21 protein-coding genes, 1 tRNA gene and 1 pseudogene are annotated in these 24,555 nt (G+C 59.3%); 14 read left to right on the top strand and 9 right to left on the bottom strand.

The window, feature by feature from the left end:
- Positions 1 to 139: 139 nt before the first annotated feature.
- Positions 140 to 805 carry an SDR family oxidoreductase gene (locus tag ADS46_RS03385; protein WP_066316260.1) on the top strand — a complete coding sequence of 222 codons (666 nt, stop codon included), beginning with the start codon at positions 140 to 142 and terminating at the stop codon, positions 803 to 805.
- Here the strand turns inward: ADS46_RS03385 and ADS46_RS03380 are convergent.
- From ADS46_RS03380 to ugpB, 4 genes are all read right to left on the bottom strand, one after another.
- A complete protein-coding gene (locus ADS46_RS03380; protein ID WP_066316258.1) occupies positions 791 to 1,855 on the bottom strand; it encodes a sn-glycerol-3-phosphate import ATP-binding protein UgpC in 1,065 nt (354 codons plus the stop codon). The two genes, ADS46_RS03385 and ADS46_RS03380, sit on opposite strands and share 15 nt — an antisense overlap.
- 1 nt (position 1,856) lies before the next feature.
- On the bottom strand, positions 1,857 to 2,699 hold the full coding sequence (ugpE, locus tag ADS46_RS03375) for a sn-glycerol-3-phosphate ABC transporter permease UgpE (RefSeq protein WP_066316255.1): 843 nt from the start codon (positions 2,697 to 2,699) through the stop codon (positions 1,857 to 1,859).
- 24 nt (positions 2,700 to 2,723) lie between these two features.
- Positions 2,724 to 3,608, bottom strand: coding sequence for a sn-glycerol-3-phosphate ABC transporter permease UgpA (ugpA, locus tag ADS46_RS03370; protein ID WP_066316254.1), 885 nt, complete (start codon positions 3,606 to 3,608; stop codon positions 2,724 to 2,726).
- Positions 3,609 to 3,696: 88 nt separating this feature from the next.
- On the bottom strand, positions 3,697 to 5,022 hold the full coding sequence (gene ugpB / locus ADS46_RS03365; protein ID WP_066316252.1) for a sn-glycerol-3-phosphate ABC transporter substrate-binding protein UgpB: 1,326 nt from the start codon (positions 5,020 to 5,022) through the stop codon (positions 3,697 to 3,699).
- A gap of 202 nt (positions 5,023 to 5,224) precedes the next feature.
- Between ugpB and argE the strand changes: the two genes are divergently transcribed.
- The gene (argE, locus tag ADS46_RS03360) at positions 5,225 to 6,394 is read left to right on the top strand and encodes an acetylornithine deacetylase (protein ID WP_066316250.1); all 1,170 of its coding nucleotides are present in this window, start codon (positions 5,225 to 5,227) and stop codon (positions 6,392 to 6,394) included.
- 52 nt (positions 6,395 to 6,446) lie between these two features.
- Here the strand turns inward: argE and ADS46_RS03355 are convergent, their stop codons facing one another.
- Positions 6,447 to 6,758, bottom strand: coding sequence for a hypothetical protein (locus ADS46_RS03355; RefSeq protein WP_066316248.1), 312 nt, complete (start codon positions 6,756 to 6,758; stop codon positions 6,447 to 6,449).
- 221 nt (positions 6,759 to 6,979) lie between these two features.
- The gene (locus ADS46_RS19070) at positions 6,980 to 7,102 is read right to left on the bottom strand and encodes a hypothetical protein (protein ID WP_267886931.1); all 123 of its coding nucleotides are present in this window, start codon (positions 7,100 to 7,102) and stop codon (positions 6,980 to 6,982) included.
- Positions 7,103 to 7,176: 74 nt separating this feature from the next.
- On the opposite strand from ADS46_RS19070, the gene ADS46_RS03350 reads away from it, so the two are divergent.
- The 8 genes and pseudogenes from ADS46_RS03350 to ADS46_RS03320 all read left to right on the top strand — a co-directional run bounded on the left by ADS46_RS03350 (position 7,177) and on the right by ADS46_RS03320 (position 18,833).
- Positions 7,177 to 8,157 carry a tripartite tricarboxylate transporter substrate binding protein gene (locus ADS46_RS03350; protein WP_082925965.1) on the top strand — a complete coding sequence of 327 codons (981 nt, stop codon included), beginning with the start codon at positions 7,177 to 7,179 and terminating at the stop codon, positions 8,155 to 8,157.
- A gap of 39 nt (positions 8,158 to 8,196) precedes the next feature.
- Complete coding sequence (locus tag ADS46_RS18955) at positions 8,197 to 12,189, top strand: EAL domain-containing protein (protein WP_082925964.1); 3,993 nt, start codon at positions 8,197 to 8,199, stop codon at positions 12,187 to 12,189.
- A pseudogene (locus ADS46_RS18820) lies at positions 12,186 to 12,431 on the top strand (GIY-YIG nuclease family protein); the annotation flags it as partial. The gene ADS46_RS18955 and the pseudogene ADS46_RS18820, both read left to right, overlap by 4 nt.
- A 69-nt stretch (positions 12,432 to 12,500) precedes the next feature.
- Positions 12,501 to 13,538, top strand: a complete 1,038-nt coding sequence (locus tag ADS46_RS03340) for a histone deacetylase family protein (protein ID WP_066316298.1) — start codon at positions 12,501 to 12,503, stop codon at positions 13,536 to 13,538.
- A gap of 72 nt (positions 13,539 to 13,610) precedes the next feature.
- Complete coding sequence (locus ADS46_RS03335; RefSeq protein WP_066316246.1) at positions 13,611 to 13,946, top strand: hypothetical protein; 336 nt, start codon at positions 13,611 to 13,613, stop codon at positions 13,944 to 13,946.
- Positions 13,947 to 13,999: 53 nt separating this feature from the next.
- Entirely contained in the window at positions 14,000 to 15,691 is a 1,692-nt protein-coding gene (locus ADS46_RS03330) for a VRR-NUC domain-containing protein (RefSeq protein WP_066316243.1), read from the top strand.
- The gene (locus tag ADS46_RS03325) at positions 15,688 to 18,012 is read left to right on the top strand and encodes an ATP-dependent DNA helicase (RefSeq protein ID WP_066316241.1); all 2,325 of its coding nucleotides are present in this window, start codon (positions 15,688 to 15,690) and stop codon (positions 18,010 to 18,012) included. Before ADS46_RS03330 ends, ADS46_RS03325 begins: the two co-directional genes overlap by 4 nt.
- Positions 18,013 to 18,050: 38 nt before the next feature.
- Positions 18,051 to 18,833, top strand: a complete 783-nt coding sequence (locus ADS46_RS03320; protein WP_066316240.1) for a sulfite exporter TauE/SafE family protein — start codon at positions 18,051 to 18,053, stop codon at positions 18,831 to 18,833.
- 95 nt (positions 18,834 to 18,928) lie between these two features.
- On the opposite strand, the gene ADS46_RS03315 is transcribed toward ADS46_RS03320, so the two are convergent.
- Positions 18,929 to 19,005, bottom strand: a tRNA-Pro gene (locus tag ADS46_RS03315).
- Between the two features lie 86 nt (positions 19,006 to 19,091).
- The gene (gene ispB, locus ADS46_RS03310) at positions 19,092 to 20,096 is read right to left on the bottom strand and encodes an octaprenyl diphosphate synthase (RefSeq protein WP_066316239.1); all 1,005 of its coding nucleotides are present in this window, start codon (positions 20,094 to 20,096) and stop codon (positions 19,092 to 19,094) included.
- A gap of 296 nt (positions 20,097 to 20,392) precedes the next feature.
- On the opposite strand from ispB, the gene rplU reads away from it, so the two are divergent.
- From rplU to proB, 4 genes are all read left to right on the top strand, one after another.
- Complete coding sequence (gene rplU / locus ADS46_RS03305; protein ID WP_027337601.1) at positions 20,393 to 20,704, top strand: 50S ribosomal protein L21; 312 nt, start codon at positions 20,393 to 20,395, stop codon at positions 20,702 to 20,704.
- 31 nt (positions 20,705 to 20,735) lie between these two features.
- Complete coding sequence (gene rpmA / locus ADS46_RS03300; protein ID WP_066316237.1) at positions 20,736 to 20,993, top strand: 50S ribosomal protein L27; 258 nt, start codon at positions 20,736 to 20,738, stop codon at positions 20,991 to 20,993.
- 137 nt (positions 20,994 to 21,130) lie between these two features.
- Complete coding sequence (gene cgtA / locus ADS46_RS03295) at positions 21,131 to 22,318, top strand: Obg family GTPase CgtA (protein WP_066316227.1); 1,188 nt, start codon at positions 21,131 to 21,133, stop codon at positions 22,316 to 22,318.
- Positions 22,319 to 22,359: 41 nt separating this feature from the next.
- Positions 22,360 to 23,499 (top strand): glutamate 5-kinase, encoded by a 1,140-nt coding sequence (proB, locus tag ADS46_RS03290; RefSeq protein ID WP_066316224.1) that lies wholly within the window; start codon positions 22,360 to 22,362, stop codon positions 23,497 to 23,499.
- Here the strand turns inward: proB and ADS46_RS03285 are convergent.
- A complete protein-coding gene (locus tag ADS46_RS03285; protein WP_066316222.1) occupies positions 23,496 to 24,488 on the bottom strand; it encodes a DUF1853 family protein in 993 nt (330 codons plus the stop codon). The two genes, proB and ADS46_RS03285, sit on opposite strands and share 4 nt — an antisense overlap.
- Positions 24,489 to 24,555 lie beyond the last annotated feature (67 nt).

Here is a 24,555-nt window from a genome sequence, read left to right as displayed (position 1 = left end):
GGCATGACATGACTAAGACAGACAGGTGAACAAGCGATGACAGCAAGGCACCTGTCAGCGTTTAAAGAAGGCCAGCCTAAGGGTTGTGCAAGGATGTACCATGTCGCCGTGAGTCGTGTTCCATCAATGGGAGTTACAGATGAAATCAACGGTGTTAATCACGGGGGCCAACCGGGGTGTCGGGCTGGCGCTGGCAGAGCATTATGCTGATGAAGGCTATCGCGTTATCGGTGTTTGCCGTCAGTCATCCGACGCGCTGGACCGCGTGGCCGATCAGGTGATTGAGTCGACGGATGTCACTCAGCCTGAAGATGTTGCCCGCCTTGCCAAGACCCTGAAAGGCCAGACGTTGGACTTGCTTATCAACAATGCCGGATTGCTGCGCGATGAATCCCTGGGCAGCCTTGATTTCGACAGTATTCGCGAGCAGATGGAAATCAATGCCTATGCGCCGCTAAGGGTGGCGGAGGCGCTGCTGCCCAATCTCGGCAAAGGCAGCAAGATCGCCAACATCACCAGCCGCATGGGATCCATCGCGGATAATGACTCGGGCGGCCGCTATGGGTACCGTGCGTCCAAGGCGGCGCTCAATGCCTTTGGCAAATCCCTGGCGATGGATTTAAAACCACGCGGCATCGCCGTGGCCCAACTGCATCCTGGTTATGTGCAAACGCGCATGGTCAATTTTGGTGGATTTATCAGCCCGCAGGATGCCGCGCTTGGCATTGCCGCGCGGATTGAGGAATTGACCCTCGACACCAGCGGCGGATTTTGGCACAGCAACGGCGAGTCACTCCCCTGGTGATGACGTGCGCTGCCCCGTGGCGCTGTTGAAAGGATGCAGCGCGTCGCGGGGCACGTAGAACCGCAGCGTTTCGCCCTCGGCCACCGGCGGCTGGCCGGAGACGCGGATAACCATGGGCTGGTCGCTGTTGGCGAGGTTCACATATAGGTGGCTTTCGGCCCCCGCGGCTTCAAACAGCGCCAGCGTTGAGTCGACAATTAGGTGAGGCGCGGCAGGCGGGGCTAAGTGCATATCATCCGGGCGAATGCCGACGACATCGGTGCCGTCGGGCAGGTTATCCAGCAGGCCATTGGCGCCTTGTTCGTTCAAGTAATCCACCGGCAGCATGTTCATGGCGGGGGAGCCGATAAACCCGGCCACAAACATGCTGGCGGGGCGGGCGTAGATATCCATGGGTGTGCCCACTTGCTCAATCTGCCCGGCGTTAAGAACCACTAAACGGTCACCCAGTGTCATGGCTTCCAGCTGGTCGTGGGTCACATACAGGCTGGTAGTCTTCAGGCGCCGCTGCAGCTGTTTGATCTCCACGCGCATCTGCACGCGCAGTTTGGCATCCAGGTTGGAAAGTGGCTCATCGAATAGAAAGGCTGCCGGGTCGCGCACCAACGCACGGCCCATGGCGACGCGCTGGCGCTGACCACCAGAGAGCTTGCGCGGTTTGCGCTCCAGAAACTCTTCGATCTCGAGCATTTTGGCGGCAATTCGCACGCGCTTTTCAATGTCTTCTTTGTTAAACCCGCGGTTCTTGAGGCCGTAAGCAAGGTTGTTGTACACCGTCATGTGCGGGTAGAGCGCATAGTTCTGGAACACCATGGCGATATCACGCTCGGCGGGTTCTAGCTTATTGACCACCCGGTCACCGATTTTGAGCGTGCCTTCGGTAATGGTTTCAAGCCCCGCCACCATGCGCAGTAGGGTAGATTTGCCGCAGCCGGAAGGCCCCACCAGAACCACAAACTCGCCATCTTCAATCTGTAAGTCGATGCCTTTGACGGCCTGAACATCGCCGCTATAGGTTTTCTTTAGCCCTTCCAAGGTAATGCTGGCCATCTTATTTCTCCGTCTCGGTCAGGCCTTTCACAAATAGGCGTTGCATAAACAGAATCACTAATACAGGCGGCAGCGCTGCCATGACCACCGCGGCCATCACTAATTGCCACTGTGGGTTCTCTTCAGAAGTCATGCGCTGAATGCTCATCACGATGGTGTAATAATCAGGGTCGGTGGTGATAATTAGCGGCCAGAGGTACTGGTTCCAGCCATAGATAAACATGATCACAAACAGCGCGGCGATATTGGTCACCGAGAGCGGCATCAAGATGTCTTTAAAAAACTTCAGCGGCCCGGCGCCGTCGACCCGGGCAGCTTCGAGCATCTCTTCGGGAATGGTCATAAAGAACTGGCGGAACAGGAAGGTTGCGGTGGCCGAGGCAATCAGCGGAATCGACAGCCCGGCAAAACTATTGAGCATATTGAGATCCGCCGCTACCTGAAAAGTAGGGATAATGCGAACTTCCACCGGCAGCATCAACGTGACGAAGATCACCCAGAAAAAGAACATCCTAAAACGGAAACGGAAGTAGACGATGGCAAAGGCGGAAAGCAGCGAGATAGACAGCTTACCCACGGTGATCGCCATGGCCATGATAAAGCTGTTCCATAGCATTAAGGCGGCGGGCGGTGCACCGGCATTAGAGACGCCCGACTGCCACATGCGCGTGTAGTTTTCGATCCCGTGGCCACCGGGCAGCAGTGGCAGCGTACCCTGCAGCAAACCCGATAGGGAATGGGTAGAGGCGATGATCGCGACATACACCGGAAAAACCACCAGCGCGACACCAGAGATCAAAACAATATGGGCTATCAGGTTAGCCCAAGGGCGGTTTTCAACCATTAACGTTCTCCCAAAGGCTAGGGCCTAGTAGTTGACTCGGCGCTCAATAAAGCGGAACTGGATCATCGTTAAGGCCACCACGATCACCATCAGAATCACCGACTGAGCTGCCGAGGAACCGAGGTTGAGGCCCACAAAACCATCGGCGTAGACCTTGTACACTAAAATATTGGTCGCCTGAGCTGGGCCGCCTGCGGTGGTGGCGTGGATGATCGCGAAGGTGTCGAACATGGCATACACCACATTAACCACCAGCAAGAAGAAAGTGGTCGGCGTGAGCAGCGGGAAAATAATCGTCCAGAAGCGCTTAGTCGGGCTGGCGCCGTCAATGGAGGCGGCTTCAATCAGCGATTGCGGGATTGACTGTAAGCCCGCCAGGAAAAACAAAAAGTTATAGGATATCTGCTTCCAGGCGGCGGCAAAAATCACCAGCAGCATGGCGTCACTGCCCGAGTTACGGTGATTCCACTGGTAACCCACCATTTCCAGCATATAGGGCACAATGCCGATAGAGGGGTTGAAGATAAACCACCACAACACGCCCGCAAGCGCGGGGGCGATGGCGTAGGGCCACACCAGCAGCGTGGTATAGGTGCTGCGGGAGCGAATCATCCGGTTGACGGTGCTGGCCAATAAAAGTGCCACCGTCATTGATAGCAGTGTGGTACCGACTGCGAATACTACCGTGACCGACAGAGAGTTGAGATAGCTACCATCGCGGAACAGGCGAACAAAGTTTTCGAAGCCCACAAAAGTCGTTTTAAGGCCAAAGGCATCTTCGCGCAACAGCGACTGATACAGCGCCTGGCCCGCAGGCCAGATAAAGAAAATCAGCGTCACAATCACCTGTGGCGCTAGCAGCGCGTAAGGCAAAAAGCGATCAGGGTAGGTCATGCGTTTGGTTTGCATGGGCAGCTCTGCAATGGGTTAGCAAATATGAGCATCAACAAACGAAATCGCCGCCCACCTTAGGGTGAGCGGCGAAGTCAGTGCTTATTTACTGGTTGGCAGCTTCAAAGTCACGGAGCAGATCATTGCCGCGTGCTACGGCGTCGTCCGCCGCTTCCTGGCCGGATTTATCGCCGGTCATCACCGCTTCCATCTCTTCGGAGATGATGTCGCGTATCTGCACGAAATTGCCAAAGCGCAGGCCTTTGGAGTTTTCGGTTGGCTCGTTGAGAGTCATCTGCTCAAGCGAAATATCTGCCCCCGGGTTCTCTTCGTAATAGCCCTGCTCTTTGCTCAGATCCCAGGCGGCCTGCGTGATGGGTAGGTAGCCGGTTTGCTGGTGCCACTCGGCCTGTACTTCGGGTTGGGAAAGGTACTCGAAGAAGGCCGCAACGGCTGCGTACTCTTCTTCACTATGGCCTTGCAGTGCCCAAAGCGTCGCGCCACCGATAATCGAGTTCTGCGGTGCGCCTTCTACGTCGTCGTAGTAGGGCTGCATGCCAAAGCCAACTTCAAATTCTGAGTTGGCGGCGACATCCGCTCGTGAAGCAGAAGAGCCGAAGAAAATCGCGCAGTCCTGGGAGTAGAAAAGCGGCTCTGAGTCGGGGCCGGAGCCGGGGCCGCCCCATTTAAAGACCCCCTCTTCCTGCCAGTCATGGAGGTTGTCCCAATGGCGGGCGACCAGCTCATTGTTGAAGGTAAGCTCGGTTTCCATACCGCCAAAGCCGTTTTCCAGCGTACCTAGCGGCACGTTATGCCAAGCGGAGAAGTTTTCCAGCATTACCCAGCTAGGCCAGGAGGTGGTAAAGCCACAGCTGGCCGCACCAGCGTCGACGATTTGGCGTGAAAAATCGGCCACTTCTGCCCATGTCTGTGGCGGCTGCTCGGGATCCAGACCCGCTTCTTCAAACATGTCGCGGTTGTAGTACATGATCGGCGTGGACGAGTTGAAAGGGAACGACAGCATGTTGCCGTTGGTGTCGGTGTAATAACCCACCACGGCGGGCAGGAAGGCATCGTTATCGAAAGCACGGCCGTGCGCTTCCATCAGTTCATGCACTGGATAGATGGCGCCTTCGGCGTTCATCATGGTGCCGGTGCCGACTTCAAACACCTGCAGGATATGCGGCTGCTCGTTGGCACGGAAGGCGGCGATCGCGCCCGTCATTGTTTCGGTATAGGTGCCGCGATAGCTGGGGGTCACATGGTAATCATCCTGGGACTCGTTAAAGTCCTGGGTCATGTCTTCAAGAATTTCGCCCAACTGCCCGCCCATGGCGTGCCACCAGCTAATCTCTGTTGCCGCCTGAGCAGACAGGCTCAGGCTGGCCGTTGCCACCCCTACGGCAAGCGCGTGCAGTGTAAAACGAGACATAAAGAAGCTCCTTGTGGGCCTGAAATGGATCAGGCAGTGCCCTGCGTTTGTTAAGGTTTTTTTGATGTATAGACTGTAGGAAGTGCAGATGACGTTTAGGTGAATGCCTGATGAACTCCCTATGACAACTTGCCCATGTAGGCGCCTACGTGGCGGGGTGATAGGCTTGCGGGCAAGACAGCCAACGACAGGAAGGGCAATAATGAGCGATGCGGAGCGACTGTTAGCAAGGTTGGTGGCGTTTGATACCACCTCGAGCGAATCCAACCTGGCGCTGGTCCGCTATGTGGAAGACTACCTGGCTTCCCATGGTGTTGACGCCGAGCGGGTAATGAGCCCGTGTGGCAATAAAGCCAACCTGATTGCCCGTATCGGCCCTGAGGCGCCGGGCGGTGTCATGCTTTCCGGGCATACCGATGTGGTGCCGGTGGCGGGTCAGCCCTGGTCGAGTGACCCTTTCACCCTGCGCGATGGCGGTGATGGTCGGTTATACGGTCGCGGCACCTGCGACATGAAAGGCTTTCTGGCCTGCGCCCTGGCTAAAGTGCCCGAGTGGGTGAACGCCCCCCTCAAGCAACCTGTTTACCTGGGGTTTTCCTACGATGAAGAAATCGGCTGTGTGGGCGCACCAAGCCTCATTAAGCGCTTTTACGAGCACTACTCCACCACCGCCCATGTGATTGTCGGCGAGCCCACCAGCATGCAGCCGGTGGTAGCGCAGAAAGGCGCAACTAACCTGCGCACCACGGTAGTGGGGCGAGAGGCTCACAGCAGCCAGGTCAACCAGGGCACCTCGGCGATTCACGTCGCGGCAAGACTGGTGACCTTTATTGAGGACACCATGACGGCCTTGGTCGAAGAGGGCCGTGTCGATGAGGCCTTCAACGTGCCCCATACCAGCCTGCACGTCGGCAAAATAAAGGGCGGCACGGCGATCAATATCATGGCGCGGGAGTGCCAGTTTGAGTGGGAGATTCGTCACTTGCCCACGGAGACCTTCGACGACATATACGCGCGTTTTGAAACGTTCTGCGCGGAGCTCAGTGCTGAACTGCAGGCCAAAGGCAAGCAGGTTGAGATCACCACCGAAGCGTTGAATGTGACAGTGCCGGGACTTGCGGATCGTGATAACGACCGCGTCATACGCCTGGCGAAAGATCATTTGCCAGCAGGGTGCTGCGACCACGCGGTGGCCTATGCGACCGAGGCCGGGCAGTTTCAGGGGCAGGGGTTACAGACGATTATTCTGGGGCCAGGCAGCATTGCCCAGGCGCATCAACCCGATGAATACGTTGAGCGCAGCCAGTTGGAGGCGTGTACAGCGTTTTTGGACAACATGACAAAGGCGTTGCAAAGCGACGCAACGTCATGAGTAAAACTGGCGGGTGTCCCACCCGGTGTAGGGTGGGACAGTTACTACCGTATCAATGCTGATGATCTTCTACATATAGCTCAGCCTTGGCATGGCGCATCACATCTTCACAGGCTTGCTGTTGTGCCAATTGAGAAAGCAAACGCTGGGTTACCTCAAAGCCTTTACCCAGGCAGGTATCGACTTCGTGTTGGCTAACGGTCGGCGTTACGCGATAGTCAATCTTTACCGTACGTCCGCCGCCCTCCAACCGATCCGCAACCCCTCTGAGACGCCACGCGATTCTCTCTTTCCAGCCAGCTGATTCTTCCGCGCCTTCGTTTACGCTAAACGTGCACTGCCACTCGGGTTTGTAAACCTTCATAGGGAGAACCTCCTGCAATTTGGAAAGAATGATCGATCGTGATTCGTACTCCGTCAGTCTGATGATATTGCGCTACTACTATACCTAACTTGTCGCCTATCCCCTAAACAAAACGCATATCGCCTTTCGCATGATGACCACAAGGGGCGTTGATGAAGTACACTTAACCTTACGCTCCGTTCATCATTAGGCTATTTCCGTTACTTTGCTGGGCTGTTCGGCTAACCGTTGAAGATGCGCGCCTCACGCAAGTCGCCGAGCTGCCGATATAGCGTAATGACCGTCAGGAAAGTGAGTTGATCCATGCCCGGCAGGTAGCAGAAAACGCGTTTGAGGAAAGGCATCAGGCGTTGACGCAGGCAATACAGCGGTTAAGTAACGTAGGCAAACATAACAACTAGCAGGATGGGGAAACGCGATGGGGTTGCCTGGAACAATAACGTTAAACCGCTGGTGGCTAGGCTGCTGTCTGTGGGGTTGGCTGAGCATTGCCTGCGCTGATGATAGCTTTCCTGCCTCGGATATTACCCTGGTAGTGCCTTTTGGAACGGGAGGCGCCACCAATGTGCTGTTTCGCGATATCGCGGAGTACGCTCAAGACTATCTGGATACGACCATTGTGACGGTCAACATGGCGGGGAGCGGCGCAACCCGCGGCTCTCAGTTCGTCAAAAACGCCCCGCCTGATGGGCATACCCTCCTGGGTAGCCACCAAACCATCGATTTATCCTATTTTGCTGGTCTCGCCGCTTATTCTCATCACGCTTTCTCGCCGATTGCCTTGCTCACCCGAACGGTGAATATTCCCGCGACCTATGCTGGGCACGATGCCAAGCGGGCCAGTGATATTGCCACGCTGGTCAAAGAGCAACCGGGGGAGCTCAGATTTGGGATGATCCCGAGCTCCACCGACCACTTTTTCTGGGTGCATTTTTTCCGTCAGGCCAATATCCCGCTCGATACCATTGAGCTTGTTCACTATCCCGATACCGGCTCTCAGGTCGAGGCTCTGCTTGCACAAGAGATCGATTTTTCAATGCTCAACTTGCCTTCTGCGGGACGCTTGTTTGCAGCCGGGGCGTTAACCCCGCTCGGCGTTGCGGGGGAACAGCGGCTGACTGGCCTGCCGACAGTGCCTACCCTGAAAGAGCAAGGCATCGACCTTGTTAATACCACCAATCGCGGTCTCTTTGCGCCGCCCGGAACGCCGGTCACGGTCCTTTCGACGCTGGCTGAGGCTTTTGGCCAAGCCGTCCAGAACCCTGAACTGGCCAGTCGGATCGAGAAGGCACATGGTTCGCTGGTGGATTATCGCCCCCTGGACGACTACGCCCTATATCTTGACGATCAGTACACCGTGCTCCAATCGTTGACCGAGGAAATAGCCTTCTCACGTTAGCCAATGTGAAGTGAGACACCCATAGGAGAAACTGCCCTCGTGCCGATCAATGCCCGTGACCTTGCGCTAGACACGCTGCTACTGATGGCCGCCGCGACCCTGCTTCTGATGGGTGTGGTAGGCGTTTTGTTTGGCGTGTCTGACACCCATTCGCTGTTTGCCGTTGCCCTGGTACCGGATGCTGCGTTCGCCACCTGTCTGGCAAGCATTGGTGTGCTGGCCACCCTGCAGCGCTGGCGGCGTGTTCGCTGGCTGTGCGCATTGGGAATAGCGGGAATATCGCTGTATACCTTGGGCCACAATGCGTTGTCCGGCTCGCTGTTATCCTCCTGGCTAACGGGGCAGGAGCGCATGACCAGCCTGGGCGCAGGTGTGTTGTTAGCGGTGGCGCTGTGTTTATGGTGGGGGCGCTCAACCTCCAGGTGGCGTTGGTTGTGGCTGGCCACGGGGATCGGTTTATGGCTGTTTGGCGGGTTGCTATTGGCCAGGCTGTGGGTAGGGGTGGAACTGGATCACCCGATTTTTTCATCCTCGCCGGTGGGCGTGGTGGTGTTCACGCTGCTGCTGGGGGCGGCCAAGATTGGGGTGGCCAGTCGCCGCTTAACCGGGCCGCTGCAACTCAGCCGCCTGACAGCATTATCCGGCCTGGCGGGGGTCGTCGTTAGCGGTGTGGTCTGGTGGGTACTTAGTCTGCAGCAGTTCACGACCACCCAGCAGCAAGCCATGTATCTGCTCGACAACGTACAACTCAATGCCGAGCAGGCGATGAACACCCGGCTAAGCTTGATGCAGCGCATGGCCGAGCGCATCGATGCGTATCCGGGTGACTTCAATAGCGAGCTGTTGACCCAGGATGGTCAGAGCTATCTGCGCGATACGCCCAGTCTGCAGGCCATGGCGTTAGTGGGCGATGAAATGCGCCCCTCCTGGACCCAGTGGCGGACGTCGAGCAGTGGGGAGTGGCTTCAACAACAGCTCGACAAACCTGCTATACAGGAGTGGCTGGCCGTGCCGTTTAGTCGGGCACGGCTCATGATCAGCGATCAGCAGGTGCCCAGCATGGCACTCATGACGGTACCGATTGCCCAGCAGGGCCGACAGCTGGTGGCCAGCCTTGATCTGGCCGTCATGCTCAATAACGAGCTGCGTCTTGAGCTGGGGCCGTTTCAGATCAACGTTAGCCGTGACGATAACTCACTGCTAATGCTTCACCCGCCTGGATTTCGCGCCGATACGTCGCTGAATCCCGGGATGGCGTTGGCCACACGGAAGGCGGGGCTACCCGGTGGAATTAGCCTGGACCTGGAGGCGTTTCCGGGCAGCCATTACAATTGGTATCTGGCGGGCTTCGTGCCGGTCATCGTGGCCATGGTCGGGCTGATGTTAAGCGGCCTGCTGGCGTTTTCTCTGGGGCTTGTCGAGGCCAGTATCGCTCGGGCGAGAGAACTCGCCGAGGCGCGTCAAACCCTTGAGGACCAGCAGCATATACAGCGGATGATCGCTCAGGAGGCGCCCCTGGACGATATTCTGGAAAGCCTTTGCCAGTTGCTTGAGCGCCAACTGCCCGGTTCGCTGTGTTCGATCATGCTGGCGAATAAAGCGAAGACTCACCTTACGTTGGCGGCGGGTAAGCGGTTGCCTGAGGACTACCGCGAGGCGGTCAAACGGGTGGCTATTGGGCCTTCAATGGGCGCATGCGGCAGCGCCGCTTACCAGCGTCGCCAGGTGATCAGTGAGTGCATCGCCGATGATGAGCGCTGGCAGGGGTTCCACGACGTTGCCCGGCAGGCGGGATTGGTCGCATGCTGGTCGAGTCCGGTGATGGGCAGTAATGGCCAACTGCTGGGAACTTTCGCCACCTATTCCCACCAACCTCGGGTGCCCGATGAGCAAGATCACTTATTGATCGAAAAGGCCGCTGGGCTAATGGCGCTGGCGGTAGAGCGTTTTCAGGTTCGCCGCTCGCTCAAGGAAAGCGAGCAGCGCTATCGTTCGCTGTTCACCCACCATCCGGATGCGGTTTTCTCGCTTGATGAGCAAGGCCGGTTTGCGACGGCCAATGCCACTTGCGCGACGATCAGTGGCTACGCCGTTGATGAGATTGTCGGTAGCCACTTCAACTGTTTTATCTACGGCGAGGATGTCGATTCAGTCAACCAGCGTTACCAATCCGTCATGCAGGGCAGTATTATCCGCTATGAGTTAGTTATCCGTGATCGCGCTGGCGAGCCGCATATCATGGACCTGATCAACCTGCCCATCGTGGTCGACGGCGAGATTCAGGGGCTTTATGGGATTGCCCAGGAAGTCACCGATAAGCGGCAGCAGGAATCTCGGCTGCGCACCCTTGAACGCAGCGTGGAAGCCAGCGTTAACGGGGTGGTCATCGCCGATGCAACACAGCCGGGACTGCCGATTGTCTATGCCAATCATGCCTTTACCCAGATGACGGGCTATGAACAGGCGGAAATACTGGGCCGCAACTGCCGTTTCCTGCAAGGCGAGGAGACTGACCCGGAGGTTGTTGAAAAAATCCGTCAGCGGCTGAGTGAGCAGAGTGATGTTCATGTGACCCTGCGTAATTACCGCAAAGACGGCAGCCTGTTCTGGAATGATCTGTACATCGCCCCGGTGCGCAACCCCGATGGACAGTTGACCCATTTCGTGGGTGTCCAGCATGACATCTCCAAACACAAGGCCTTCGAAGCGCGGCTGGCCTATCACGCGACCCACGATGACCTGACCCAACTGCCCAATCGATCGCTTTTTGAAGAAACCCTGAGTGACGCCTTTACGAAGGCACAAGCGCAGTACCAGCGGGTGGCGGTACTGTTTGTCGACCTGGATGACTTCAAGCCGATCAATGACAACCTGGGGCACGCCGTGGGTGACAGGGTGCTGGAGGAGGTGGCCCAGCGACTGCTCGGTGCGGTGGACGAACAGCACCTGGTCGCGCGCCTGGGTGGTGATGAGTTCGTCATTCTGCACCCAAGGGTCCAGGATGAAGTCGATGTGGTGGAGGTGGCCGAGCGGCTGCTGGCGGCGCTGTCGCGTCCTTATTATATCGAAGAGCACGAGCTATATCTGACCGCGAGCGTGGGCATTGCCATCAGTGAGGAGGCTTTACTGGAGCCGCAAATGCTGATCCAGCAGGCCGACATGGCGATGTATAAAGCCAAGCAGCGTGGGCGTAATGCCTACCAATGGTTTTCGGCAGCATTCAACGACACCGCCAGCGAGCGGCTGGTGTTGCGCAACGAACTGCAGGAAGCCATCGAGAACCAGGCGTTTGAGCTGTATTATCAGCCGCTGCTTGACCGCAACGGTCAGCTCGTAGGTGTCGAGGCCTTGCTGCGTTGGCCGCACCCGACAAAGGGGTTTATCTCACCGGCGCGTTTTATTCCATTGGCGGAAGCCACCGGGCAGATCATGCCGATCAGCGAATGGGTGTTGAACCGCGCCTGCGATGACATGCAAGCCCTCGCCCAGCAAGGGCTGGGAGAGGTGTCGGTAGCCGTGAATGTATCGCCACTGCAATTTCAGCGCTCGAATTTTCTGGCCACCCTGCACCAGACGCTTGCGGACACCGGCCTGCCGCCTAAGCAGCTGGCGCTGGAGATTACCGAAGGGATTCTGATGGAAAATACCGAGGTCGCCATCGATACCTTGCGCGCCTTGCGCAATATGGATGTTCGGGTCTCCATTGATGATTTCGGCACGGGCTTTTCGAGCCTCAACTACTTGAAGCACCTGCCGGTGAATACGGTGAAAATCGACCGCAGCTTTATACACGAGCTGCATCAAAGTGAGGCCGACAACGCCATCGTCAAAGGCATTATTTCCATGGCCCATCACCTGGGACTGAACGTCGTTGCGGAAGGTGTTGAAACGTCTGAGCAGCATCACCAACTGCTGGACTATCATTGTGATGCCTTTCAAGGCTTTGGCTTGGCGCGGCCCATGCCGTTGGCGAGCTTGATCACGTTCATCGATGCGCTCGACCAGCAGCCAGTCGTCAGGAGCCAGCGGTGACCCAGTCAGCCAATCGTGTGTCTGCGCCGGGGGGCGGCAAGTGGTATCTTTATTTGCTTGAATGTCAGCGCGGCACTTACGTGGGCATCACCAATAATTTGACCAGGCGTTACCGCGCCCATACTTCAGGTAAAGGCGCGCGTTTCACCCGTGCGAACCCGCCGGTGGCGCTGCTGGGCGCGCAGCCGTTTCCCGACCGGGCGAGCGCCAGTCGTGCCGAATACCAGCTCAAGCGTCAGTCGGCGCGGCAGAAGCGTGCCTGGGCATCAGCCTGGCCGAGCCCTGATCCTTTGCCGATGGCAGGAGAGACCATGCACATTTTTTATTCAGACAAGACCCGCCTGCGACAGGCGAGAACGGAACTCCATGACGGCGCGCTGGTGGCCCCCTTCGAATGCCCCGAGCGCGTTGATCTGGTGTTGAAGCAACTCCAGCAGGCGGCGGTGGGCGAGCTTTGCGAGCCGCGCGCCTACGGCCTGGAGCCGGTGCTGGCAGTGCACGATGCTGACTACGTCAATTTCCTGGCCGACTGCTGGCACGAATGGGTAGCCGCCGGACACGAAGGGGAGGCAATTCCCAATATCTGGCCTGCGCGCACCCTGCGTGGTGACCGTATACCCCGCGTGATAAGCGCCAAGCTGGGCTATTACGCCCTGGCGGCGGAAACCTCGATTAGCGAGGGCACCTTTGAAGCCGCGATGGCCAGTAAAGATGTGGCGCTAGGGGCTGTCGAGCAGACGCTTGCGACCGGTGAGCCCAGTTTTGGCCTGTGTCGACCTCCGGGTCACCATGCCGCTTTTGACCAGTATGGCGGCTACTGCTTTTTCAATAATGCGGCGATCGCCGCGCAGCGAGCACTGGCATCGGGCAAGCGCCGCGTGGCGATTCTGGACGTGGATTTTCACCACGGCAACGGCACCCAGCAGATCTTCTATGAACGCGATGACGTGCTGTTTATCTCGCTGCACGGCGACCCCGAGGTGACCTTTCCTTACTATTCAGGCTATGCGGATGAAACGGGGCGGGGCAGCGGCGAGGGGTTCAACGTCAACTACCCGCTGCCGCCGGGCACGGCCGTTGATACCTGGATGGTCACGCTGGATAACGCCCTTGCCAGGATCAAGGAGTCACAATGCGACATGCTGATCGTGTCGCTGGGCGTGGATATCTTCGAAGGCGACCCCATCAGCGCTTTTACCTTCAAAAGCGACGACTTTAGCCTGCTGGGTCAACGACTTGCCCAGGCTGGCCTGCCGACAGTGTTGCTCATGGAAGGCGGCTATGCCGTGGACGACATTGGTATCAATGTCGTCAATGTGCTACAAGGCTTTAAACAGGGTATAAGTTAAGACATCAAAAGATGACACCCGACGTCAGTTCGGGCAGTCTATCGCCCTTCATACAGGGCAGGGAGTACGCGTGTGGCCGTTTACGGCGGTATTCAAGCACATGAGCTGGAGCGTTGGTTAAATGCCTTGACCAACGCTGCCTACGATAGGCGCTGCCCGCTTTCCAAGGTGCACGGCGGCGATGCGCGTGCCCGTGCGGCACGCCAGAGCTTGTTACTCCTGGCCAATGACTATCGTGCGGGAGAGCTCACCCGCGAGTCATGTGCCGCCGATCTAGGTCGCTGGTGCGAAGGCTATCTGAGTGAGGCAGAGTGGTACGTGCTGGTCGGCACCCGCCAAGCGCCCACCCAGCCGCAAAACGAAGAAGAACGAAGCCTCACCGTGCTCAAGCAGCACCGGGTGGGTTAAACAGACCTCCATACGCCATGACGTCGAAACCCTCGCACTGTTACAATGGATAAATGAACAGTGCTTTCGCGACGCCGACCGCCTCCCTCGATGACCCTTTCTACTACCTGACGAACTTTCGCTTCGTTCTGGACTGGGTGGGGGAGCGCCACGCTGACCTGCTTTCGGCAGACGAGCGCGATTTCCTGGACCAGTTCGACACCCTGCCGCGATCATCCCAGGCGCTGCTGGTGCGCATGGTGATGCGCAAAGGCGAGCTGTTTCGGCTTAGCAAACTCCGCTATGCCGAGGTCGGCGACAGCGCGACTGCAATGGCGCCCTTGATCGCGCTGGGGTGGGTCGATGATCAGCCAGCGCTGGGGATTGACGAGCTGTTTAATCAGCTGCGCCTGGCGGAACTTCGCCACATTTTAGCCGATGAGATACGCGCCGCCGGGCTTAACGCGTCGAGTGCCAAAACGGTACTTTATGACACGCTGGCAGGCAGGTTCACTAAAGCGGCTGCTCTTCAGACCTGGTGGCCCAACGCGCCTGACCGGGTGGTGCGCCTCACCGTGATGGATATCTGCGATCGGCTGCGCCTGATGTTCTTTGGCAACCTGCGCCAGGACTGGGCGGAGTTCGTTCTAACCGAGCTTGGCCTGCAGCGGTTTGAAACGGTGCCCTTTACGCCACACTCCCGCGCGTTCCAATCGCGTCATGAAGTGGATACCTACCTGGCGCTCCATTATTTGCGCCAACGTCTCGATGAGGGCGAACTTCCCGCCGAGCTTCACCCTGAAGTGCCGCCGCCGTCGGATAACCGCTGGCTCGCCACGCGGCGCGCACGGCTGCTGTTGCAGCTAGGCCGCGAGGCGGAGCGTAGGGGTGAATCGGCGCTTGCGCTGACGCTTTATGGCGACGCTGGCAGTAGTGAGGCGCGCGTTCGGCAACTGCGCGTACTGGAGCGATTGGGCGAGCACCAGGCGGCGTTTGAGCTCGCCACCCAAGCCCTGGAGAGCAGCCCCAACGAAACCGAACGCCAGGCGCTGGCGCGGATTCTGCCCCGTTTGCGACGGCGGCTTAAACTGCCTGTTGTGCCGAGGGACATTGAGCCCACCCATGAGCGTTGGGATCTCACACTGCCGGGGCCGCAATGTGTCGAGCGGGCGGTGGCTGAAGCCCTGGGTGAACCGCAGGCGCCGGTCTACTATGTGGAAAACAGCCTGATCACCGGGCTGTTTGGCCTGCTCTGCTGGCCCGCTATATTTGCACCCTTGCCCGGCGCCTTCTTTTATCCTTTTCATAACGGCCCCGCCGATTTATACCGCGACGATTTTGTGGCGCGGCGGCGTGATGCCTTCGGTGCCTGCCTGGCGCGGCTGGACGACGGCAGCTACCGCGAGGTGATTCAGGCGACCTGGCGGGAGAAGTTTGGTCTGGCATCGCCCTTTGTCCACTGGCCAATTGTCGATGAGGCGCTTGTCGAGCTGGCGCTTGAGTGTATCCCCGCAGAGCACTTATGGGCCTGTTTCGAGCGCTTGCTGGGTGACTTGAAAGCCAACCGCGCCGGGCTGCCTGACCTGATTCAGTTGATGCCCGATGCACCCGCGGGCACGCCGCGCTACCGGATGATCGAAGTCAAGGGCCCCGGCGACCGGCTGCAGGATAATCAGCGTCGCTGGCTGACCTTCTTTCACCGTCACGAGGTCCCCGTTGCGGTATGTTACGTCCGCTGGGCGGATAGCGCCGAGCCAATGCCATGAGCGCGACCTATCGGGTGGCGGTGCGGGCGCTGTGCGATTTCACCGCCCGCGAAGGCGATCTCGACCACCGCTTCACCCCTGCGCCCAGTGCCCAGGAAGGCATGCAAGGGCATACGCTGGTGGCCAGCCGCCGCGGGGCGGACTATATCGCCGAACTGCCGCTGTCAGGCACCTTTGAGGGGCTGACGGTGACAGGCCGCGCCGATGGTTTTGACCCTGCGGCCAACCGCCTGGAAGAAGTCAAAACCCACCGCGGCAGCCTGGAGCGCATGGCCGATAACCAGCGCGCGCTGCACTGGGCGCAGGTGAAAGTCTACGGCGCGCTGCTCTGCAAAGAGCTCGGCCTGGAACACATCACCTTGACGCTGGTGTACCTGGAGATCGCCAGTGGCAAGGAGACATTGCTTAACCAGGAGGCGTCCGCTACCGAGTTGCAGGCGTTTTTTACTGCCCAGTGCCAACGCTTTCTCGCCTGGGCGGAGCAGGAAGCCGACCATCGTCAGTACCGCGACAGCTGCCTGCAAACGCTAGGCTTTCCTCACGGCACTTTTCGCCCCGGCCAACGCGAGCTCGCTGAAGACGTCTATAAAGCCACCAGCACCGGGCGCTGCCTGCTCGTTCAGGCACCCACGGGCATTGGCAAGACCGTGGCCACGCTGTTCCCCATGCTCTCGGCCATGCCGCGTCAGCAACTCGATCGTATCGCCTTTCTGACCATGAAGACCCCCGGCCGCCGTTTGGCGCTGGATGCGCTTGCCACCCTAGGCGCTAGCCAGGGCGAGGAAGCCCAGCCGCTGCGGGTACTGGAACTGGTGGCCCGGAACAAGGCTTGCGAATACCCCGACCGCGCCTGCCACGGCGAGTCGTGCCCCTTGGCGGCAGGCTTTTACGACCGCCTGCCTGCGGCGCGACAAGCGGCGGTAGCGCAAGCCTGGCTGGATCGCGATGCGCTGCGGGAAGTGGCGCTGGCCCATGATGTATGCCCCTACTACTTGGGCCAGGAACTGGCGCGCTGGACAGATGTGGTGGTCGGCGACGTTAATCACTGGTTCGACAGCCACGCGCTGCTGCACGGCCTGGCCCAGGCTAACGACTGGCGAACGGGCGTACTGGTCGACGAAGCGCATAACCTGGTGGAGCGCGCCCGCGGCATGTACAGCGCCGAACTCGACCAGCAGCGCCTTAACCGGGTGCGACGTGCCGCGCCGCTAGCGCTTGTCCGGCCTTTGAACCGTTTAGCCCGCCAGTGGCAGGCATTGTTTCAAGACACGATTTGCAAAGACACGTCGCTTAAGGACGCGGGGCGGGAGGCGGTAGGCGAAGCGGGCAAGCCGGATTATCGGCTGCTCACGACGCTGCCCGATAAACTGGTGGCTGCCGCTCAGCAGGTGGGGGCTTCGGTAACCGATCACCTGGGTGAGCACCCTGAAGACGCCAGCCTGGAACTCCAGGAACTGCTGTTCGAAGCGCTGGCATTCTGCCGCCTCGCCGAGCGCTTTGGCGAGCATTCGCTGTGCGATCTTACCCGCTACGGGCGAGGGCGGGCGGTGTTGGGTCTTCGCAACCTGATACCCGCCGATTTTCTGGCCCCGCGCTTTAACGCCGCGCACTCGGTGGTGCTGTTCTCGGCAACGCTCACCCCTGGTCACTACTATCGGGACCTGCTCGGCTTGCCGGAAAAGACCGTCTGGCGCGAAGTGGCGTCGCCGTTTGCCGCCCGCCAGCTTGAGGTACGCATCCGACGCGATATTTCCACTCGTTTTCGTGACCGGGACGCCTCCATCGAGCCCATCGTCGCTACCATGGCGCAGCAGTATCAGCGCAGGCCAGGCCATTACCTGGCGTTCTTCAGCAGCTTTGCCTACCTAACGGCAGCGCTGGCACGCTTTCGCGAGGCGCACCCGGAGATACCCGTGTTCAGCCAAACCCGCGGGATGCCGGAGGTCGAACGCGAGGCGTTTCTGGCGCGCTTTACCCCCGGTGGAAAAGGCATCGGTTTTGCGGTGCTGGGCGGTGCCTTCGCGGAGGGTATCGACCTGCCCGGCGACCGGCTAATCGGCGCCTTTATTGCGACCCTGGGCCTGCCGCCGTTTAACGACTTCAACGAAGCGCTGAAAGCGCGCTTGGGCGCGCGCTTTGGCCAGGGTGACGACTACACCTACCGCATTCCCGGCATGATCAAAGTGGTGCAGGCCGCTGGCCGGGTGATTCGCAGTCCAGAAGATGAAGGCGTTGTGGTATTAATGGATGATCGTTTCGCGCAAGCTAATGTACGTGCGCTACTACCTTCCTGGTGGGCGGTGGAGACCTTTTCTCAATAACGGCTTTCAATAACGACGATGGTTAGGCAGGCGAACCAATGACGGATCTACTCTGGTACCAGTATGCATTGATCGGGCTAATTTTTGCCTGGAGCGGTTTTGTCAGGACGAGCCTGGGCTTCGGCGGTGCCGTGCTGGCGCTGCCGTTTCTGCTTTTGGTGGTGAACGAGCCCCTGGTCTTCCTGCCGATCATTGCCATTCACCTGCTGATTTTTTCCAGCTGGATTGCCTGGCGCGGGCATCGTCAAGTGCAGCAAGAGGAGGCGGGAGGCGCCGCGCCGGAGAGTAATATCGATTGGGGCTACCTGGCCAAAGCCTTGAAGATCATGATCATTCCCAAGCTGATTGGGGTGGTGGGGCTGCTGACACTGCCGGCTAACGTGATGACCAGCATCATCTTCGGCATCGTGATCATCTATGCCATTGGCTATGTGCTTAACAAGCCGTTCAAGAGCAAGAACAAGTATGTGGACTATGTGCTGCTGGCGCTGGGCGGCTATGTCAGCGGTACCTCACTGATCGGTGCGCCGCTGATCGTGGCGGTGTTTGCCACGCACGTCGCCAAGGAACAGCTGCGGGATACCCTGTTCGTGCTGTGGTTTATCCTGGTGGTGATCAAGATGCTGTCGTTCGTCATCGCAGGCGTCGACCTTCAGTTGATACACCAACTGTGGCTGCTGCCCTGCGCTTTTATTGGCCATTTGCTCGGCGAGAAGGCCCACCGCTATATGCTCAAGGCAGACACCGGACTGTTCTTCCGTGTGTTGGGGGCCGTGCTGATTCTGGTCAGCGTGGTGGGGTTGATTCATCCGCCGGGGTGACGCGCACCTCCTCAAAATAGGCGGTTGGCTACCCTGAACGCCAACAAAAAACGGCCACTTGCTCCAAGAGCTAAGTGGCCGTTTTCATGGAATTCTGGTCGGAATAGCAGGATTCGAACCTACGACCTCTGCCTCCCGAAGGCAGCGCTCTACCAAGCTGAGCTATATTCCGATTTTTTGCCGCATGCTGCGACAACGGAGGGGCATAATACGTAGCCAGGCGGTTTTTTTCAAGTCTTGCCAGGGCTGAAAACGCAATTATGTTTGCCGATCAACCGCCAGGCGAGCGAGCTCTGCCATCGTGTCGCGGTAGGGGCTGGGAGGCAGAGCGTCAAGCTGGGAAAGGGCTTTATCGGCCATTTCCTCGGCCCGCGCCCGGGTGTAAGTCAGCGCGCCGGTGGCGTGAACAATGTCGAGTACCGCGTTAAGTTGCTCAAGCCCACCATCGCGGATGACCTGGCGAATCAGCTTGGCCTGCTCGGGCGTGCCTTGTTCCATGGCATGGATCAGCGGCAGGGTCGGTTTGCCTTCGGCCAGGTCGTCGCCGACATTCTTGCCCATGGCCTCGGCGTCGCCCTGGTAATCCAGCAGGTCATCGATCAACTGAAACGCCAATCCCAGATAACGCCCGTAGAGTTGCAGCGCCTGTTCCTGTTCGGGTGTGGCTTCAGCAAGCACCGCGCCGCTGTGGGAAGCGGCTTCGAAGAGCATGGCCGTCTTGCCGAGAATCGTCTCGAAGTAGTCGTCTTCTGAAACACTGGGATTGCCGATATTGGTCAGCTGCTGAACTTCGCCTTCGGCGATGACGCAGGTGGCACCGGACAGAATCGCCATGATGCGCATCGAGCCGACGTCGACCATCATCTGAAACGAGCGTGCATAGAGGAAGTCGCCAACCAGGACTGATGGCGCATTGCCCCAGGCGTCGTTGGCGGTTTTCTTGCCTCGGCGCATGTGCGATTCATCGACCACGTCGTCGTGTAGCAGCGTCGAGGTGTGCATGAACTCGATCAGCGTGGCCAGCGGGATATGCTTGTCGCCGGTGTAACCCAGCGAACGTGCCGCCAGCAACGCCAGCAGTGGCCGCAGGCGCTTGCCGCCACTCTCGGTGATGTACTGGCCGATGGTTTCGACCAGCGGCACCTTGGAATTGAGCTGGGCGACGATGGTCCGGTTAACGGCATCGAAGTCATCCGCCACCACGGCGTGCAGCGGTGAGGGCGTGGAGCTGGCAGGCTGGACTGATGAGACGTTAGCGGTCATGGAGTGTTCGTCGCGGCAGATGGAGGCGGCATATGCCGCGTTAAATTGAAGCCATGCTATGGGGCTGTCCGTTAGGCGTCAAGGCGCCTGCGGGTGTGTGATACCCTATCATCTGTAATGGCGCAATAGTCCTTGTAGCAAAACGCAATCATCGTTATAATCCGCGACCCACTCATCATGCTCCCTGTCAGATGGCTGCCAAAAGGGGCGCCACTCGCCGCAGGTCGACAAGAGCGATTTTTGATGAGCGCCGTTTTCGGTGATCAAAGCGGCAATATTGACGTCCGGAGAGAGACATGTACGCAGTTATTAAAAGCGGTGGCAAGCAGTACCGCGTTCAGGAAGGCCAGACCCTCAAGCTTGAAAAGATCGAAGTCGCCACTGGCGAGACGATCGAGTTTGACCAAGTGCTGCTGGTAGCCGACGGTGACGACGTCAATGTCGGCGCACCGCTGGTTGGCGGTGCGAAAGTGTCTGCCGAGGTGGTTTCCCACGGCCGCGGTGATAAGGTGACGATCATCAAGTTCCGTCGCCGCAAGCACAGCATGAAGCGCCAGGGCCACCGCCAGTGGTTTACTGAAGTCAAAATTACCGGAATTTCCGCGTAAGCGGCCAATTCCCTTTCAGGAGGATTTTGCAATGGCACATAAAAAGGCAGCCGGCTCCACGCGTAACGGTCGCGATTCCGAGTCCAAACGCTTAGGTGTGAAACTCTTTGGTGGCCAGGCAGCGAGCGCAGGCAGCATCATCGTTCGTCAGCGCGGCACGCGTTTCCACGCCGGTACCGGCGTTGGTCTGGGTCGTGACCACACGCTCTTCGCTCTGAACGAAGGCTATGTGAAGTTCGAGACCAAGGGTCCGCACAACCGCAAGTTCGTTAGCATCGTTTCCGAGTAAACGGCTAACGCTGCGCTCGCATTTGCGAGAAAAAGCCCCGCCATGGCGGGGCTTTTTTGTCTGTTAACCCCTTTTGCTGAACGCATGAAGCAAAGGTCGGGTGACTATCGGGCGGCGAAAGCGGCCGGGAGAAACCAATGCAGTTCGTCGATGAAGCCTCCATCATTGTTGAGGCGGGAAAAGGCGGCAATGGCTGTCTCAGCTTTCGCCGCGAAAAATACGTGCCCAAAGGCGGTCCTGACGGGGGCGACGGCGGCCACGGCGGCAGCGTTTACCTGATTGGTGACGATGCGCTGAATACGCTGATCGACTTCAAGTACCAGCGTTTCTACAAAGCCGAAAACGGTCAGGGCGGCATGGGCCGCCAGATGAGCGGCAAGGCCGGAGAAGACCTGCACGTCAAAGTGCCGGTGGGGACAACGGTGATCGACGAGGATACCCTCGAAGTGATTGCCGATGTGACCGAGATCGGTCAGGTCGTGCTGGTGGCCGAAGGCGGCCGTCGCGGGTTGGGTAATATCCACTTCAAGTCGTCCACCAACCGTGCCCCCCGGCGAACCACGCCGGGCACCGAGGGGGATCGCCGCAACCTGCGCTTTGAAATGAAAGTCATGGCGGATGTGGGATTGCTGGGCATGCCCAACGCGGGCAAGTCGACGCTGATTCGTTCGGTATCGGCGGCCAAGCCCAAGGTGGCCAACTATCCGTTTACCACCCTGGTGCCCAACCTGGGCGTGGTAAAGCTGGGCATGCACGAGCACTTCGTCATGGCCGACGTGCCGGGCCTGATCGAAGGCGCGTCCGATGGCGCGGGGCTTGGATTGCGCTTTTTGAAGCATCTGACCCGTACGCGGCTGCTGTTCCATGTGGTCGACGTGGCTCCGTTCGATGAATCCGACCCGGTCGAGGCGGCCAAGGCGATCGTTCACGAACTGGGCCAGTTCTCACCGGCGCTTTCCGAGCGCCCCCGCTGGCTGGTGCTGAACAAGTTCGACCTGCTGCATGAAGAAGAGCGCGAGGCGCGTGCCCAGGCGATTATCGATGCGCTGAACTGGCAAGGGCCGGTGTTCCGCATTTCGGCGATCAGCAGCGACGGCACCGACAAACTGGTGCAGGCGGCCTATCGGTGGCTCACCGAGCAGCAGCGCCTGGAACACGAAGACGAAGAAGCCCATGCCCGCGAACAGGAAATGCGTCGGCGCATGGAGGAAGAGTCCGTGGCCCGCACCGAAGCGCGACTCGGCCGCAAGCGCAAACGCGACGATGAAGATGACGACGACTTCGACGATGATGATTACGATGTGGACGTCGAATACGCGCCTTGAGGGCTAAAGGCGCAGGGTTGGCCAAAAGGGAGGAGAGCGACGTGGCAAGCAATGAGTCGGTGCTGGGTAGAGCGGCGTTGAGCAGGGCTCGCCGCGTCGTGGTCAAGCTGGGCAGCGCGCTGCTGACCAATGACGGTCGTGGCCTGGATGAAGTGGCGATTGGCCGTTGGGTCGATCAAGTGGCGGCCTTGCACCAGCGGGGCATCGAGGTCGTCCTGGTGTCGTCGGGTGCGGTTGCCGCTGGCATGGTGCGGCTGGGCTGGCAGGCACGCCCCAGCGCGGTACACGAACTCCAGGCCGCGGCGGCGGTGGGCCAAAACGGCCTGACCCAGTGTTATGAGCAGCACTTCGCCCGCCACGGTGTGCTGACCGCGCAGATCCTGCTGACCCACGACGACCTTTCCAACCGCAAGCGCTACCTTAACGCGCTTTCCGCATTGCGCACCCTGGTGGAAATGCGCGTCGTCCCGGTGGTCAACGAAAACGACACCGTGGTCACCGATGAGATTCGCTTTGGCGATAACGACACCTTGGGCGCCCTGGTCGCCAACCTGCTCGAAGCCGACGCCCTGCTGCTGCTGACTGACCAGGAAGGCTTGTTCGACGCGGATCCCCGCCACGTCCCAGACGCACAGCTGATTGGCGAGGCCCGGGCCGACGACCCGCGCCTGGCGGCCGTTGCGGGTAGCGGCGGGTCGCTGGGGCGGGGCGGCATGACCACCAAGGTGCGCGCCGCTCAATTGGCGGCCCGTTCCGGTGCGGTCACGGTGATCGCCAGTGGTCGGCAGCCCGATGTCATCACCCGGGTCATGGCGGGCGAGGTGCTGGGCACGCTGCTGCGACCGGAGCAAGCCCCCATCGCGGCGCGTAAACGCTGGTTGGCAGGGCAACTCCAGGTGCGTGGCACCCTGGTGCTTGACCCTGGGGCGGTCAAGGTACTGCGCGATAAAGGCTCCAGCCTGCTGGCCGTTGGCGTGCGCACCGTCCAGGGCAGCTTCAAGCGCGGCGATATGGTGGCCTGTGTCGATGAACAGGGCACGACCGTGGCAAAAGGCCTGGTCAACTACGGGGCCGACGAAGCCCGTCAGCTAGCGGGCAAGCCAAGCCATCAAATTGAAGCCATCCTTGGCTACGTGGAGGCTCACGAGTTGATTCACCGGGATAATCTGGTGGTGGTTTAATGCGCTTGCAAACGCGGTGGCAAAGGCACCTGGCGCGGCCAGTCGTCGGGCACGATAAACAGCCGCTCGCAGCGCTGGGTCGAGGGCAGGTATATCATGACCTGCTGCGGCTGATGCCGGGCCATCGCCAATAGCGGCATCAGTGATTGTGACGCTGGTTTGAAGGCGTCAAACGTTGGCGGCGCCAACCAGTGCGGTTTTTCGAGCCAGGCCACCAGAAAATCAGCGGGTAGGGTAGAGGCAAACGCTGGCCAATCGCTAACGTGGCACCAGCGTCCTCTGCGGTGTGCAGCGGTGGCACCCTCCGGCGATGGCATGGGCGCGTGCCATGGATAAAACAGCACGCCCGGCATGGCCATCCGCTGGGTTAGCTGCCCGCCAAGGTCCGCCTCTATATGTCCTGTATCCCGAGGGGCCAGCCAGTGGCCTAGTGTTTCCAGCGCGGGTGTTGTGGAAGACAGTGGCAACTGATGACGCTGCAAATGGCGGTATTTCAGTGCCAGGCTGTCCAGACCGCCCGGGCCTATCCAGCGGCTCTGGCTGGTGGCGTCTCCAGGCCCTTCGGGCAAGCCCAGATAAAACTTGATCGCCACTTCCAGGTGCACCGGTGCCGGGTGATCCCGCCTGCGGTAGAGCATGTCAAGCTCGCCCAAGGTAATGCGCTTGCGGGTAATGCGCAGGTTATGGCCCAGCAAACAGGTGTTGGGCGCGCGATCCAGCAGCCAGTGCCACAGCCGCTCATGGTAATGGCCCATCCGGTTTGCCCGTTGGCCGTTGCCTGCCAAGATCGGTATTGCCAAGCGCTGCAGCCAGTCATCCAGCGACTCGCCCAGGCCGAGTTCTTCAAGGCTCGGGCGACCTGCCTGAGGGAAGGAGGGTGGCAACTCGATTACGTCCGGGGTCACCGCCAGCCACGCAAGATCGCGCAACGTCACGTCCTGATGCGTTGACGACACGCCTTCCAGTGGCGGTGTGTTGATGGCTAGCATGACACCTCCTGATCAAGTGACGGCTCTCGCCGCTTGAGAAATACGGTATCGTGTTATGGCGTTGACG

Origin of the sequence: Halomonas sp. G11 (assembly GCF_001663515.1) — a bacterium.
Lineage (GTDB): Bacteria > Pseudomonadota > Gammaproteobacteria > Pseudomonadales > Halomonadaceae > Vreelandella.
The sequence above is the reverse complement of the archived record's forward strand: the minus strand, read 5'-3'. Positions and strand labels throughout refer to the sequence as shown.

Excerpts from the sequence above, each read along its gene's own strand:
- ADS46_RS03385 (WP_066316260.1), top strand. The coding sequence starts at position 140 with ATGAAATCAACGGTGTTAATCACGGGGGCCAACCGGGGTGTCGGGCTG.
- ADS46_RS03380 (WP_066316258.1), bottom strand. The coding sequence starts at position 1,855 with ATGGCCAGCATTACCTTGGAAGGGCTAAAGAAAACCTATAGCGGCGAT.
- ugpE (WP_066316255.1), bottom strand. The coding sequence starts at position 2,699 with ATGGTTGAAAACCGCCCTTGGGCTAACCTGATAGCCCATATTGTTTTG.
- ugpA (WP_066316254.1), bottom strand. The coding sequence starts at position 3,608 with ATGCAAACCAAACGCATGACCTACCCTGATCGCTTTTTGCCTTACGCG.
- ugpB (WP_066316252.1), bottom strand. The coding sequence starts at position 5,022 with ATGTCTCGTTTTACACTGCACGCGCTTGCCGTAGGGGTGGCAACGGCC.
- argE (WP_066316250.1), top strand. The coding sequence starts at position 5,225 with ATGAGCGATGCGGAGCGACTGTTAGCAAGGTTGGTGGCGTTTGATACC.
- ADS46_RS03355 (WP_066316248.1), bottom strand. The coding sequence starts at position 6,758 with ATGAAGGTTTACAAACCCGAGTGGCAGTGCACGTTTAGCGTAAACGAA.
- ADS46_RS19070 (WP_267886931.1), bottom strand. The coding sequence starts at position 7,102 with ATGCCTTTCCTCAAACGCGTTTTCTGCTACCTGCCGGGCATGGATCAA.
- ADS46_RS03350 (WP_082925965.1), top strand. The coding sequence starts at position 7,177 with ATGGGGTTGCCTGGAACAATAACGTTAAACCGCTGGTGGCTAGGCTGC.
- ADS46_RS03340 (WP_066316298.1), top strand. The coding sequence starts at position 12,501 with ATGCACATTTTTTATTCAGACAAGACCCGCCTGCGACAGGCGAGAACG.
- ADS46_RS03330 (WP_066316243.1), top strand. The coding sequence starts at position 14,000 with ATGAACAGTGCTTTCGCGACGCCGACCGCCTCCCTCGATGACCCTTTC.
- ADS46_RS03325 (WP_066316241.1), top strand. The coding sequence starts at position 15,688 with ATGAGCGCGACCTATCGGGTGGCGGTGCGGGCGCTGTGCGATTTCACC.
- ADS46_RS03320 (WP_066316240.1), top strand. The coding sequence starts at position 18,051 with ATGACGGATCTACTCTGGTACCAGTATGCATTGATCGGGCTAATTTTT.
- ispB (WP_066316239.1), bottom strand. The coding sequence starts at position 20,096 with ATGACCGCTAACGTCTCATCAGTCCAGCCTGCCAGCTCCACGCCCTCA.
- rplU (WP_027337601.1), top strand. The coding sequence starts at position 20,393 with ATGTACGCAGTTATTAAAAGCGGTGGCAAGCAGTACCGCGTTCAGGAA.
- rpmA (WP_066316237.1), top strand. The coding sequence starts at position 20,736 with ATGGCACATAAAAAGGCAGCCGGCTCCACGCGTAACGGTCGCGATTCC.
- cgtA (WP_066316227.1), top strand. The coding sequence starts at position 21,131 with ATGCAGTTCGTCGATGAAGCCTCCATCATTGTTGAGGCGGGAAAAGGC.
- ADS46_RS03285 (WP_066316222.1), bottom strand. The coding sequence starts at position 24,488 with ATGCTAGCCATCAACACACCGCCACTGGAAGGCGTGTCGTCAACGCAT.